This is a genomic window from Minwuia sp., from assembly GCF_048263705.1.
GTDB lineage: Bacteria > Pseudomonadota > Alphaproteobacteria > Minwuiales > Minwuiaceae > Minwuia.
In genome coordinates this window covers 139042-152500 of the sequence record NZ_JBLXDV010000008.1, presented here as the reverse complement: position 1 = coordinate 152500, position 13459 = coordinate 139042, and the positions used below count along the sequence as shown (strand labels likewise).

The window sequence follows — 13459 nt, the reverse complement described above, 5'->3', positions numbered from 1 at the left end:
ATAGCGTTCATGAGCACTGACGAAAACAGCACAGACGCCCAATCCGGTCCCGGCGGCATCGAAAAGGCCGTCGGCGAAGTGGATGTCGAAATCTCGGTCGTCCTGGGCCGGGCCCAGATGGCCATTCACCAGCTGCTGAAGATGGGACGCGGCGCCGTGATCGAACTCGATTCCGGCGTTGACGACCTGGCCTGGATCCTGGCCAACAACCAGATCATCGCCCGCGGCGAGATCGTGGTCACCGGCGAACATGTCGGCATCTCGGTCGTCGAGACCTATACGGGCTTACAATCCTGACCTGAGCGGATAGGCTTCGAACCTCAACCGGGAGGATCGAAACATGTCCGACAAGCTGATGCAGATGGTCAAGGAACGGATGACGCCGTTCGGGGCGACGCTCGGCATCGAATTCACCACCGTGGAACCCGATCTGGTCGAGGCGGAAATGCTGGTGAAGCCGGAATTCTGCACAAACCCGTCGATCATGCATGGCGGCGCGATCATGGCGCTGGCCGACAATGTCGGCGCAGTCGCGACCGTGGTGAATCTGCCGCCGGACACCACGACGACCACACTGGAAAGCAAGACCAATTTCCTCGCCGGCATTCCGGTCAACCAGAAGGCCCGCGCCCGTTGCGAACCGGTTCACAAGGGCCGCACCACCATGGTCTGGACGACGACCATCACCCGCGAGGACGGGCGCAAGGCGGCCGTCGTGACGCAGACCCAGATGGTCATGCCGGTCCGGAAATAGCTGCACCTCCCTGCTCAGGCGCGCTCATCCTTTGGCGAATCCAGCACCACATAGGTCGTGATCGCATTCACCTGGGGCAGCGCACCGAGCACCTGCGTGTGGAAGTACTTGTAGGCCGTCAGATCGCGCGCCTCCACACGCAGCAGGTATTCCACCGTGCCCGTGATATTGTGACATTCCAGAACCTCAGGTGCGGTCGAGATCGATCGTTCGAACGATTCCTGCGACTGTTTCGAATGATCCGACAGGCCGACAGCGACGAATGCGACGAAGCCGACCCCCAGCCTGCTGCGGTCGATGACGGCCCGGTAGCCCTGAATGACACCGGCGCGCTCAAGTTCCTGAACCCGGCGCAGACAGGCCGATGGTGACAGCCCGACACGGTCCGCCAGTTCCAGATTGCTGATGCGTCCCTCTGTCGAGAGAGTTCGCAATATCCTGTCGTTGATCTGATCGATAGGCTTCATTGATTGCAATTTTGCGCAGCGATTCGCCCAGTACGCAATCCATGGCCGGAAAAGATCGCGCATCATTGCGCCATGAGCATCGATCATCTTCTCGCGCTGGCGGCCTTCGCCCTGGTCACATCCATCACCCCCGGACCGAACAATCTGATGCTGATGGCGTCGGGCGCGAATTTCGGCTTCCGCCTCACCGTGCCGCACATGCTGGGCGTGGCGCTGGGCTTCGTCTTCATGCTGGTGATCGTCGGGATGGGCATTGCCGGGATCTTCACCGCCTATCCGCGCGCCTACGACGTGCTGACCGTTCTGAGCGTGATCTACCTGGTCTATCTGGCCTGGAAGATCGCGCGCGCAGGTGAACCGGCAAAAGCGGGTGCGACCGTCAGGCCGATGACCTTCCTTCAGGCCGCCCTGTTCCAGTGGGTCAACCCGAAGGCCTGGGCAATGGCTTTGAGCGCCGTCACGGTCTACGCACCGTCACAGGATCTTTCCACCATCGTCATGGTTGGGGTCATCTTCGGCGCAATCAATCTGCCGGCGGTCAGCTCCTGGACGGTTCTTGGTCAGCAGATGCGCCGGTTTCTGACGAACCCGGTGCGTCTGAGGACCTTCAACATCGTGATGGCGCTGCTGCTGATCGCGACGCTCTATCCGCTGGTCGCGGGGTGAAGGTCAGTCGGTCGACTTCACTTTCACGTATGATCCCGGCGCGTCCTCGATCGCTTTCAGCCCCCCCTCGCCCGGTATGCGCGCGGGGACCTTCTTGCCGGACAGCTTCTGCATCCACTTGATCCAGTCCGGCCACCACGAGCCGGGCGTCTCGGTCGCATCGGCCAGCCAGTCATCGGGATTGTCGTACTTCTTGCGCTTGTTGTTGGTCCAGTACTGGTACTTTTTCGCCGAAGGCGGATTGACCACGCCCGCGATGTGGCCCGAACCGGCCAGCATGAACTTGGTCGGACCGGAGAAATACTGCGTCGCCTTGAAGACTGACCGGTAGGGCGCGATGTGGTCTTCCTTGCCCGCCTGCAGATAGACCGGGACCTTCACCATGGTCAGGTCGATCGGCTGGCCGTTGAACTCCAGACCGCCGGGCTGAACCAGCAGGTTTTGCTGATACATCTTGCGCAGGTAGTAGGTGTGCATGACCTTGGGCAGACGGGTCGCGTCGGAATTCCAGTACAGGAGATCGAACGGGAACGGGTCCTTGCCCATCAGGTAGTTGTTCACGACGAACGACCAGATCAGATCGTTCGAACGCAGCATGTTGAAGGTCGATGCCATCTCCGCTCCGTCGAGGTAGCCGCGTTCTTCCATCAGGCTTTCGATGTGCGCGATGCTCTCGTCGTCGATGAAGACGCCGAGCTCGCCGGGTTCGGAGAAATCCACCTGCGCGGTGAAGAAGGTCGTGCCCTTGATCCGGTCATCGCCGATCGCCGCCATGTAGGCGAGCGTGGCCGCCATCAGCGTTCCGCCCAGGCAATAGCCGATGGTCGTGACTTCCTTCACGCCGATGGCTTTCTCGATGGCGTCGAGCGAGGCCAGGATGCCCTCGTTCATGTAGTCTTCGAAGCTCTTGTTGGCCAGCTTGCCGTCGGGGTTGACCCACGAGATGACGAACACGGTCAGACCCTGCTCCGTCGCCCATTTGATGAACGAATTCTCGGGGCGCAGATCGAGGATGTAGAACTTGTTGATCCATGGCGGACAGATCAGCAGCGGACGCTCGTAGACCTGCTCGGTCGTCGGCTCGTACTGGATCAGCTGCATCAGATCGTTCTGATACACCACCTTGCCCGGCGTCGTCGCAACGTTGCCGCCAACCTCGAAGGCGGTGTCATCGGTCATCCTGATGGCCAGCTTGCCCTTGCCGCGTTCCAGATCCTCCAGCACGTGGTCCAGACCCTTCACCAGGTTCTGGCCATTGGTCGCCAGCGTTTCCCGCAGAACCGTCGGATTGGTCATCACGAAGTTCGACGGCGACAGCGCATCGACGAACTGACGGGTGTAGAAGTCCAGCTTCTCGGCGGTGTGCTTGTCGACGCCTTCGACATCATGCACCGTGTCCAGCATCCACTTGGACGTCAGCAGATACGACTGCTTGATGAAGTCGAAGACATGATTTTCCTGCCAGGCCGGGTCCTTGAAGCGTTTGTCGCCCTTCGCGGGCGGCGCGGCATCCTCGGACTCCTGCCCCATCATCTTCTGGGACTGCGACTGCCACAGCGACATGTAGCTGTTGAACAGATCCACCTGCGCTTCCATGATCTTGGCCGGGTTGGTCATCATGGCGGTGGTCATCTCCATGAACGCCTGACCGACACTCAGGGGATCGACGGGACCGGAGACATCCTCCGCACTCTGCCGCTCAAGAAAATCCGCAATGAGTTTCTGGCTCTGCGCCGCGACCTTCTGCATGTTCTGCGCGAACTCGGCCATGTCGGGCATCGGGAAATCTTCAGGATCGGTTTGAGTCGGTTTCTCGGCCATGCATTCCTCCTGCAGTCATCTCGTGAGGTTGGTCCTCAACGCGTTTGACGTCGCATCGTTCACTATGAGCGTTCCACCTGAAATATGCGAACCCGTTCTATGTTGCACTGCATAAATTGACGCAACGTCAGGGCATCGGGCGGGCTCGCAAATCCGCTTGACCCGATCCGCCGATTTGCTTAATCGACGGTCCCAGCAGTCGCGGCGATGGCGTCGCCGCATCAGGATTGCGCGGTCGAGGAAATCGGCCAAGGGAATTCAACCTCCTGCACGCCCGGAACTTCTGTCGGGCCCAGCACATCGGTCCGGCAGGACTCGATGGAGTTGGCCATGACTAATGTTGCAAATCGCCCCCGATTTTTTTCCTACGACATCGCGCAGCAGAAGCGACTGCCGTTTCCGGACGCTGAGTACGAGGCACGCCTGACCGGCCTGCGCCGCATCATGTCGAGGAACGGTCTGGATGCCGTCCTGCTCACCTCGATGCACAATATCGCCTATCACACCGGCTTCCTGTATTGCAGCTTCGGTCGCCCGTACGGCTGTGTGGTGACGCAGACATCATGCACGACGATCTCGGCGAACATCGACGGGGGCCAACCGGCACGCCGGTGCTTCGGCGACAATCTGATCTTCACCGACTGGCAGCGCGGGAATTTCTGGCGCGCCGTCGCGGAACGGATCGGCGATGCCGCGACCGTCGGTATCGAGGAAGATCACATGTCCATCGCGTCGCACAGAGCGCTGCGCGAGGCCTGTCCTGCAGCAACATTCTCGGAGATTGCGACCGATACCGCCCACGCCCGCATGTTCAAGTCATCGGCCGAGATCGACCTGATCAGGGAGGGTGCCCGGATTGCTGACCATGGCGGCTGTGCGATCCGCGATGCCATTGCGCCCGGCGTCAGGGAAATCGACGTCGCGATGGCCGGGCGCAATGCGATGGAACTGGAAATCGCTCGCTCCTTCCCCGACAGCGAGATCCGCGACAGCTGGGTCTGGTTCCAGTCGGGCCCGAACACCGACGGAGCGCACAACCCGGTCACGACACGGGCACTGGTGAACGGCGATATTCTCAGCCTGAATACCTTCCCGATGATCTCGGGATATTACACGGCGCTTGAGCGCACGCTGTTTCTGGGCGAGCCGGATCGCGAGTCGCTCAGGATATGGGAAGCGAATGTCGCCGCGCACGAACTCGGGCTTTCCCTGATCCGCCCTGGGGTGACCTGCGCCGCGATCTGCGAAGAACTCAACCGTTTCTTCGCCGATCAGGGCCTGCTGCAGTATCGCTCCTTCGGATACGGTCACTCGTTCGGCGTGCTGTCGCACTACTACGGTCGGGAAGCGGGCCTGGAACTGCGCGAGGACATCGCCACCGTGCTGGAAGCCGGCATGGTCATCTCGATGGAGCCGATGCTGTGGATACCGGAAGGCGTACCCGGAGCCGGCGGATATCGCGAGCACGACATCCTGGTGGTGGGCGAGGACGGTGCCGAGAACATCACGAAGTTTCCCTATGGCCCCGAACACAACATCGTCCGGGCCTGATATGCTTCCGGGAGCGTGTCGCGGGCGGATCATCCTGCGTCGCGGTGCGCCCTTCCCTCGCCGCCGCACAGATGGCACTTGTCCGGCAGCATTCGGCAACGTCTCAGAAATGGACCCGCGATGAAGCGCTATTCCGTGACAGAACTGATCCGGCAGGGCCTGCGGGGCCATACGGGATGGGAGCGCGCCTGGCGCAAGGTCGAGCAGCCGAAAGACAGCTATGACGCCGTGATCATCGGCGGCGGCGGACATGGCCTGGCAACGGCCTACTATCTGGCCAGAGAGCACGGGATGACCAACATTGCCGTGATCGAGAAGGGCTGGATCGGCGGCGGCAACTCGGGGCGCAACACCTCCATCATCCGCTCGAACTACCTGTTTGACGAAAGCGCGGCGCTCTACAACCATGCCCTGAACCTGTGGAAGGGTCTGGGCAAGGAACTCAACTTCAACATCATGATGAGCCATCGCGGCGTGCTCAACCTGGCGCACGACGAAGGCGAGATGCGGCAGTTGAAACGCCGCGTGGAGGCAAACCGCCTGAACGGTGTCGATGCCGAGTGGCTGGATGCCAGGGAGGTCAAGGGCTTCTGCCCGATCATCAACATTTCCGGCGACGTGCGTTACCCGGTTCTGGGAGGCACGCTGCAGCGCTCAGGCGGTGTGAACCGCCATGACGCGGTCGTCTGGGGCTATGCCCGTGCCGCCAGCGATCTGGGGGTGGATATCATCCAGCAGACCGAGGTCACCAACATCCTGACCGAGAACGGCCAGGTCACGGGTGTCGAGACCAGCCGCGGCACGATCCGCACGCCGAAGATCGCTTCGGCCACCGCGGGTCACACGTCCACGGTCGCGCAGATGGTGGATGTGCAACTGCCGATCGAGAGCCACCCCCTGCAGGCCCTCGTCTCGGAGCCGATCAAGCCGATCATCGACTGCGTCGTCATGTCGAACGCGGTGCATGTCTACTGCAGCCAGTCCGACAAGGGCGAACTGGTCATCGGCGCCGGGATCGACGCGCAGCTTTCCTACACACAGCGGGGCAACCTGGACATCATCGAACACCAGATGGCGTCACTGATGGAACTGTTCCCGATGTTCTCTCGGCTGCGGATGATGCGTCAGTGGGGCGGCATCGTGGACGTCTGTCCCGATGCCAGCCCGATCATCACGAAGACGCCTGTCAAAGGCTTCTATGTGAACGGCGGCTGGGGCACGGGCGGCTGGAAGGCGACGCCGGGTTCGGGACATGTCTATGCCGACCTGATCGCGCGCGACGAACCCAATGCCATCGCCGCCCCCTTCACCATGGACCGCTTCGTGACCGGCGCGCTGGTGGCGGAGCACGGCGCTGCCGCCGTTGCGCATTAGGGAGAACCACGCATGTTTGTGATCGACTGTCCCCATTGCGGCAAGCGCGACCAGTCCGAGTTTGCCTATGCGGGTGAGGCCCATATCGCGCGTCCGACCGACACCGCCGAAATGAATGATCAGGACTGGGCGACGTTCGTCTTCATTCGCAAGAACACCAAGGGCCTGTATGCCGAGCGCTGGTGGCATGCCGCCGGATGCCGGAAGTTCTTCAACATGCTGCGCAACACCGCGACCGACGAGATTCACGCCGTCTACCGGATCGGCGAAACGCCGCCCGAAGTCGAAGCGGATTTGCCCGCAACGCCTTCCGGAGAGGCTTCCATCGGTTCCGGCAATGACGCCGTGAAGATCATGCGCGATGACGAGGTGGTTTCCCGATGAGTCAGTCTCACCGCATTGAAGGCCGCGGCCTCGTCGACCGGAGCCGTGCGGCCTATTTCAGGTTCGCGGGCAAGGAATATCGCGGTTTCGTGGGCGATACGATCGCCTCCGCGCTGCTGGCCAACGGCGAGATCATGGTCGGCCGCAGCTTCAAGTATCATCGGCCGCGGGGCATCGTCGGTGCCGGGGTCGAGGATCCGGCCGCCATGGTGCAGCTGGGCGCGGGCAATGCCACCGATCCCAATGTGCTGGTCGCCGATCAGGAGATTCATGACGGTCTTTCGGCGGCACCGCAGAACTGCTGGCCCGGCCTGAAGTTCGATGTGGGCGCGATGAACGACGGCCTCAGCCGGTTCTTCCCCGCCGGGTTCTATTACAAGACCTTCATGGGCGGTCTGGGCTGGATGCGCTACGAGCCTTTCATCCGTCGTGCCGCCGGACTCGGCAAGGCGCCCGAAGGCCGTGATCCCGATCATTATGAATCCACCAACCGCCACGTCGATGTGCTGGTCGTCGGCGGCGGGCCTGCCGGACTGATGGCGGCATTGTCGGCGGCACGCAGCGGCGCGCGCGTGATCCTGGCGGAGAACACCCCTCAACCGGGTGGCAGCCTGCTCAGCGCCGCCCCGGATAGCGTGTCTCTGGACGGCAAGCCGGCACAGGAATGGGTTGCCCACGTCATCGCGGAACTGGAAAGCCATCCCGAAGTGACGATCCTGACCCGCACCACGGCGTTCGGATATTACGCGCAGAACTTCGTCGGGCTGCTTGAGAAGGTGCAGGATCACCTGCCCGGACGCGACCGGGAAGAGGTCGTGCCGCGTCAGCGCGTATGGCGCATCCGGGCGCAGCAGGTCGTGCTGGCGACGGGTGCCGTCGAACGTCCCCTGGTCTTCCACCAGAACGACCGGCCGGGGATCATGCTGGCGGGTGCGGCGCGCACCTATCTGAATCGCTACGGCGTGCTTGCCGGCAAGCGGGTACTGGCCTTTACCAACAACGACAGCGCCTGGCAGACCGTGTTCGACATGAAGGCCGCGGGGGCCGAGATCGTGGCCATTGTCGACTCCCGCCCGGTCCTGAACGAGAAACTGGCGCTGTCAGCGCTGAAACAGGGCATCACCGTGATGCCGTCCCGGGCGATCGTGGGCACCACGGGGCGCACGCGGGTCACGTCGGCCAGCATCTGCAGTCTGGGCGGCGACGGAAAGCTGACCGGCACGCCGTCGGAGATCGCCTGCGATCTGATCGCCGTTTCCGGAGGCTGGAACCCGAACGTCGCCCTGTTCGCACAATCGCGCGGCAAGCTGAAATGGGACGAGAACCTGACATCCTTCCGGCCCGGCATGTCGTGGCAGGCGGAGCGGTCTGCCGGTGCGTCCAATGGCACCTTCCGTCTCTCGGAGGCACTGACGGAGGGCGCCACGGCGGGAGCGGAGGCTGCCAGAGCCGCCGGTTTCGAAGCAGAGAGCGCATCGGTGCCGGCGGTCGAGACCGGCAATGTCGAGACCCTGAACATCAAGGCGCTTTGGGAAGTGCCGTCCGCCCTGCCACCTCACAAGACGAAAGCCTTCGTCGATCTTCAGGACGATGTGAAATCGTCGGACCTCAAGCTGGCGATTGCCGAGGGCTATGACAGCGTCGAGCACGCAAAACGCTATACGACGCAGGGCATGGGCACCGATCAGGGCAAGACGTCCAACGTCAACGCCTTCGGCATCATGGCCGAGGCCCGCGGCATCCGCGTCCCTGACGTCGGCACCACGACCTTCCGGCAACCTTACCGTCCGGTGACCATCGGGGCGCTGGGCGGCCAGCATGTCGGACAGCATTTCACGCCGCGGCGCACGACGCCGATGCACGAATGGCACGTGGACTGGAAGGCGGTCTTCGAACCCGTCGGCGACTGGCTGCGCGCCCGCGCCTATCCCGGACCCGGCGAAAGTTTCGAGGATGCCGTGCAGCGCGAGTCACTGGCTGCGCGCACCAGCGCCGGAATTCTCGACGCCTCGACGCTCGGCAAGATCGATATTCGCGGCAGGGATGCCGCCACCTTTCTGAACCGGGTCTACACGAACGCCTGGAAGGGTTTGAAGGTCGGCCATTGCCGCTACGGTCTGATGCTGGGCGAGGACGGCATGGTCACGGATGACGGCGTGACGGCACGCCTGGCCGAGGATCATTTCCACATGACGACCACGACCGGCGGCGCGGCCAATGTGCTCAGGACCCTGGAGGACTATCTTCAGACCGAATGGCCGGATCTGGAGGTCTGGCTGACCACGACGACCGAGCAGTGGGCCGTCGCGGCCATTGCCGGTCCGAACGCCCGGGCGATCTGCGCCGAGGTGCTGGATGATATCGATCTTTCGGAAGATGCCTTTCCCTTCATGACCTGGCGGGACGCGAAGATGGGCGACATCCCGGTCCGCGTTTTCCGGATCTCCTTCTCGGGCGAGACATCGTTCGAGATCAACATCCCCGCGACCTACGGCCTGTGGATGTGGGAGCGACTGATCGAAGCCGGTAGATCTCACGACCTGGTGCCGTACGGGACCGAGGCCATGCATCTGCTGCGCGCCGAACGGGGCTTCATCATCGTCGGACAGGAAACCGACGGCACGGTCACGCCGGGCGACCTGCGCATGGACTGGGCCGTGGCGCTCAAGAAGGGCGACTTCATCGGCAAACGCTCGCTGACGCGGCCCGACACCGTACGCCCGGACAGGAAGCAGCTCATCGGGCTGCTGATGAGCGACCCCGAGTTCGTCGCGATGGAAGGCGCGCATCTGATCGACACGGCGGAAGAACCGAAACCGCCCGTTCCGATGCTCGGTCACATCACGTCCAGCTATTTCAGCCCGAACCTGAAGCGTTCGATCGCGATGGCACTGGTGAAGTCGGGCGGATCGCGCATGGGCGATACCGTCTATGTCAGCCGCAAGGACGACGATCCGATGCCGGCGACAATCGTCGAGTATGATTTCATGGCTCAGCAGGAGGCCGGACAATGAACGCCCCCGTGCGCCGTTCCCCCCTCGCCCATCGCGAACCGATCTCCTGCGATGCGCTCAGGCTCAGGGAGAACCCCTTCGAAGCCAAACTGATCCTGCGTGCCCAGGCAGATGCCTGTGCCAATGCGGTCAAGGCCGTCACCGGCGCAGCTCTGCCCGTGACGTGCCGCCTGTCCCAGCATGAGGACATCACCGTCGCCTGGCTGTCGCCGGACGAGTTCCTGATCCTGGGAGCGGAAGGATCGGAACAGACGCTGCATGCCCGGCTGACTGCGGAACTCGGTGACAGCCATCATCTGATTTCGAACGTCACCGATTATTACACGACACTCACCTATTCCGGCGCGCGCGCCCGTGAAGCGCTGATGAAACTTTCGACGCTGGACCTGCATCCCCGGGGGTTCACGGCTGGTGATGTGAAAGGTTCGGTCTTCATGCACGCCAACGCATGGCTGATGCAGCGGCTTGTCGACGATGCGCCCGATGGTCCCTCGTTCGATCTGATCGTGCGCTGGTCGTTCGCAGACTACCTGTGGTGCGCGCTGGCTCATGCCGGGCGTGAATGGGGCCTGCCGGAGCAGAACCTTCGTAGCGGAGAAACGCTGGTCATCTGACTCCACGCTTGGCAGACTCGCCAACGGGGAGGATCAACACATGCGCGCTGCCATTTTTCGCAAGCCGGGCCAAGCGCTCGACATCGATACGATCGACGATCCGGTGCCGGCCCGAGGCGAATTCATCCTGAAGGTCGAGGCCTGCGGAATCTGCGGTTCCGACCTTCATATTTCCGACAATCACGACGGGTCCGGCGGGATGCCGCCCCTGAAACCGGATTCGGTCATGGGGCACGAATTCTGCGGTGAGATCGTCGCCATCGGTCCGGATACGCCGACCGACCTGAGGGAAGGTCAGCGTGTGACCGCGCTGCCGACCATTGGCTGCGGGACCTGTGCCCAGTGCCTGAGCGGCGACGTGCGCCGGTGCCGGACCGCGAAAGGCATCGGGTTGGGTGACGTTCCGGGCGGATACGCCGAATATGTGAGGGTCGGTGCGGCAGAATCGATGCCGCTGCCTGCCCACTTCGGCAAGGCAGATGGTGCCCTGATCGAACCGCTGGCGGTCGGCCTGCGGGCCGCCGTGCGGGCGCGACTGCAGCCGGGCGACAGCGTGCTGATCATCGGCGCGGGCCCGGTCGGGCTGGCCACCGCTATCTGGTGCCGGCATTTTGGCGCGCGCCACGTGGTCGTGTCGGACCTGAACGCCAACCGCGCGGCCATGGCGGCGAAGTTCGGTGCGACCGACGCCATCGACGCCCGCAAGGAAAATGTCGTCGAACGCTTCAAGGCCATCGCGGGCGGGCGGCCCGATGTCACCTTCGACTGCGTGGGCGTGCCGGGATCAATGCAACTCGCCATCGACTACGCCGCCTTCGACAGCAAGGTTGTGATCGTCGGCGTCTGCATGCATCTGGATCAGGTGCTGCCGGTGAAGCCCGTGACCAAGGAACTGGACCTGATCTTTGCCTACTGTTATCTGCGCCAGGAGTTCCAGCTGTGCATCGACATGCTGGATCAGGGCCGCATAGAGGCTGCGGGTCTGATCACCGACAGGGTCGGGTTCGGCACCTTCGCGGAGGCGTTCGAAGCGCTGAAGACACCCAACACGCAGGTCAAGGTGATGCTTGAACCGGACAGGATCTGAATGAAGGTAAATGGTATTCACTGGCGTCCGATCCAGCTAGCCGACGATGGCTGGCGCGTCACCATCATCGACCAGACGAAGCTGCCCCACCATTTCGAGACGGTCGATCTGGAAACGATGGATCAGGCGGCGCATGCAATCCGCGCCATGCTGGTGCGGGGTGCGCCGCTGATCGGGGCCACGGCGGCCTATGGCGTGGCCCTGGCGATGCGTTCGGATGCTTCCGATTCCAGCCTCGATGCCGCCATCGATACGCTGGCTCGGACGCGCCCGACGGCGGTGAACCTGTTCTGGGCGCTGGAGCGCATGCGCACTGCGCTGCACAACCGCCCGCCCTCGGACCGCGCGGAGATTGCCTATCAGACCGCTTCGGAGATCGCCGAGGAGGACGTCCGCATCTGCGAAGCCATCGGGGACAACGGCCTGCCGCTGCTGAAAGAGATTTCGGAACGCAAGGCGGGCAACAGGGTCAATGTGCTGACGCACTGCAACGCGGGCTGGCTGGCGACCGTGGACTGGGGCACGGCGCTCAGCCCGATCTACAAGGCGCACGATGCGGGGATCGATGTCCATGTCTGGGTCGACGAGACCCGCCCCCGAAACCAGGGTGCCTCGCTCACCGCCTGGGAACTGGGCGCGCATGGCGTGCCCCATACGGTGATCGTCGACAACGCGGGCGGGCACCTGATGCAGCACGGCCAGGTCGACATCTGCATCACGGGCACGGACCGTACGACACGCACCGGCGACGTCTGCAACAAGATCGGCACCTATCTGAAGGCACTCGCGGCGCATGACAATGGCATTCCCTTCCACGTCGCCCTGCCCGGCCCGACCATCGACTGGTCCGTGCGTGATGGCGTCTCGGAGATCCCCATAGAGGAACGGTCCGGCGATGAGGTCGGCATCCTGTCCGGTCGCGCAGAGGACGGCTCCGTGGTCTCGATCAGCGTGCTGCCCGAAGGCTCGCCGGCTGGCAATCCGGCCTTCGATGTGACTCCGGCGCGTCTGGTGACGGGGCTGATCACCGAGCGCGGGCGCTGTGCCGCATCCGAAGCGGGTTTGCAGGGGCTCTACCCGGAGAAGGCCGATGGCTGACGCGCGCACGGAACTGCTGGCGGCCTGTCAGGCCATGAATGCCGTCCGCCTGTCGCCCGGCACCTCGGGCAACCTGAGCGTGCGCGACGGCGAGGGTTACTGGATCACACCGTCCGGCGTCGCCTATGACACGCTGTCCGCCGACATGATGGTGTTCATGGACATGGACGGCAAGGCAGAGGGCGACCTGAAGCCGTCCAGCGAATGGCGTTTTCATCTCGACATCTATCGCGCGCGGGACGACGCAGGCGGCATCTGCCACACCCATTCGACGCACGCGACAGCTCTCGCCTGTCGCGGCGAGGGGATTCCGGCGTTTCACTACATGGTCGCCGCCGCCGGTGGACGCGACATCCGCTGCGCGCCCTACCGTACCTTCGCGACGCAGGATCTTTCAGACGTGGCGCTGGAAGCACTGCAGGACCGCCGCGCCTGCCTGCTGTCCAACCATGGCGTGATCGCCCTCGGGGCCAGCGTGGCAAAGGCGCTGAAACTGGCCCAGGAGGTCGAGACCCTTGCCGAGCAATATATCCTGAGCCGCCAGATCGGCGGTCCGACCATCCTTTCGGACGCTGAGATGGACGTGGTGCTGGAGAAATTCGGCACTTACGGACAGCAGCCGAAATAGC

13 protein-coding genes are annotated in these 13459 nt (G+C 63.2%); 11 read left to right on the top strand and 2 right to left on the bottom strand.

Annotated elements, in window-relative coordinates; translation table 11 throughout:
* The first annotated feature begins 9 nt into the window (after positions 1 to 9).
* Together ACN0X7_RS13175 and ACN0X7_RS13170 are read left to right on the top strand one after the other, a co-directional pair.
* On the top strand, positions 10 to 297 hold the full coding sequence (locus ACN0X7_RS13175; protein ID WP_417517962.1) for a FliM/FliN family flagellar motor switch protein: 288 nt from the start codon (positions 10 to 12) through the stop codon (positions 295 to 297).
* A 43-nt stretch (positions 298 to 340) separates the two neighbouring features.
* The gene (locus tag ACN0X7_RS13170; RefSeq protein WP_417517958.1) at positions 341 to 754 is read left to right on the top strand and encodes a PaaI family thioesterase; all 414 of its coding nucleotides are present in this window, start codon (positions 341 to 343) and stop codon (positions 752 to 754) included.
* A gap of 14 nt (positions 755 to 768) precedes the next feature.
* On the opposite strand, the gene ACN0X7_RS13165 is transcribed toward ACN0X7_RS13170, so the two are convergent.
* Positions 769 to 1221 (bottom strand): Lrp/AsnC family transcriptional regulator, encoded by a 453-nt coding sequence (locus ACN0X7_RS13165; RefSeq protein ID WP_417517956.1) that lies wholly within the window; start codon positions 1219 to 1221, stop codon positions 769 to 771.
* Between the two features lie 72 nt (positions 1222 to 1293).
* Here ACN0X7_RS13165 and ACN0X7_RS13160 point away from each other — a divergent pair, with 72 nt between their 5' ends.
* Entirely contained in the window at positions 1294 to 1887 is a 594-nt protein-coding gene (locus ACN0X7_RS13160) for a LysE family translocator (protein ID WP_417517954.1), read from the top strand.
* A gap of 3 nt (positions 1888 to 1890) precedes the next feature.
* On the opposite strand, the gene ACN0X7_RS13155 is transcribed toward ACN0X7_RS13160, so the two are convergent.
* Positions 1891 to 3708: a PHA/PHB synthase family protein gene (locus ACN0X7_RS13155; protein WP_417517952.1), complete on the bottom strand. Its 1818-nt coding sequence runs from the start codon at positions 3706 to 3708 to the stop codon at positions 1891 to 1893.
* A gap of 330 nt (positions 3709 to 4038) precedes the next feature.
* On the opposite strand from ACN0X7_RS13155, the gene ACN0X7_RS13150 reads away from it, so the two are divergent.
* From ACN0X7_RS13150 to ACN0X7_RS13115, 8 genes are all read left to right on the top strand, one after another.
* On the top strand, positions 4039 to 5259 hold the full coding sequence (locus ACN0X7_RS13150) for an aminopeptidase P family protein (protein ID WP_417517950.1): 1221 nt from the start codon (positions 4039 to 4041) through the stop codon (positions 5257 to 5259).
* 120 nt (positions 5260 to 5379) lie between these two features.
* Positions 5380 to 6633 (top strand): sarcosine oxidase subunit beta family protein, encoded by a 1254-nt coding sequence (locus tag ACN0X7_RS13145; protein ID WP_417517948.1) that lies wholly within the window; start codon positions 5380 to 5382, stop codon positions 6631 to 6633.
* Positions 6634 to 6645: 12 nt separating this feature from the next.
* Complete coding sequence (locus ACN0X7_RS13140; RefSeq protein ID WP_417517946.1) at positions 6646 to 7017, top strand: sarcosine oxidase subunit delta; 372 nt, start codon at positions 6646 to 6648, stop codon at positions 7015 to 7017.
* Entirely contained in the window at positions 7014 to 10031 is a 3018-nt protein-coding gene (locus ACN0X7_RS13135; protein ID WP_417517944.1) for a sarcosine oxidase subunit alpha family protein, read from the top strand. Before ACN0X7_RS13140 ends, ACN0X7_RS13135 begins: the two co-directional genes overlap by 4 nt.
* Complete coding sequence (locus tag ACN0X7_RS13130; protein ID WP_417517942.1) at positions 10028 to 10645, top strand: sarcosine oxidase subunit gamma; 618 nt, start codon at positions 10028 to 10030, stop codon at positions 10643 to 10645. The genes ACN0X7_RS13135 and ACN0X7_RS13130 overlap by 4 nt, the downstream gene beginning before the upstream one ends.
* A gap of 40 nt (positions 10646 to 10685) precedes the next feature.
* Positions 10686 to 11732, top strand: coding sequence for a zinc-dependent alcohol dehydrogenase (locus ACN0X7_RS13125; protein ID WP_417517940.1), 1047 nt, complete (start codon positions 10686 to 10688; stop codon positions 11730 to 11732).
* Positions 11733 to 12830, top strand: coding sequence for an S-methyl-5-thioribose-1-phosphate isomerase (gene mtnA, locus ACN0X7_RS13120; protein ID WP_417517938.1), 1098 nt, complete (start codon positions 11733 to 11735; stop codon positions 12828 to 12830).
* On the top strand, positions 12823 to 13458 hold the full coding sequence (locus tag ACN0X7_RS13115; RefSeq protein ID WP_417517936.1) for a class II aldolase/adducin family protein: 636 nt from the start codon (positions 12823 to 12825) through the stop codon (positions 13456 to 13458). The genes mtnA and ACN0X7_RS13115 overlap by 8 nt, the downstream gene beginning before the upstream one ends.
* Position 13459 lies beyond the last annotated feature (1 nt).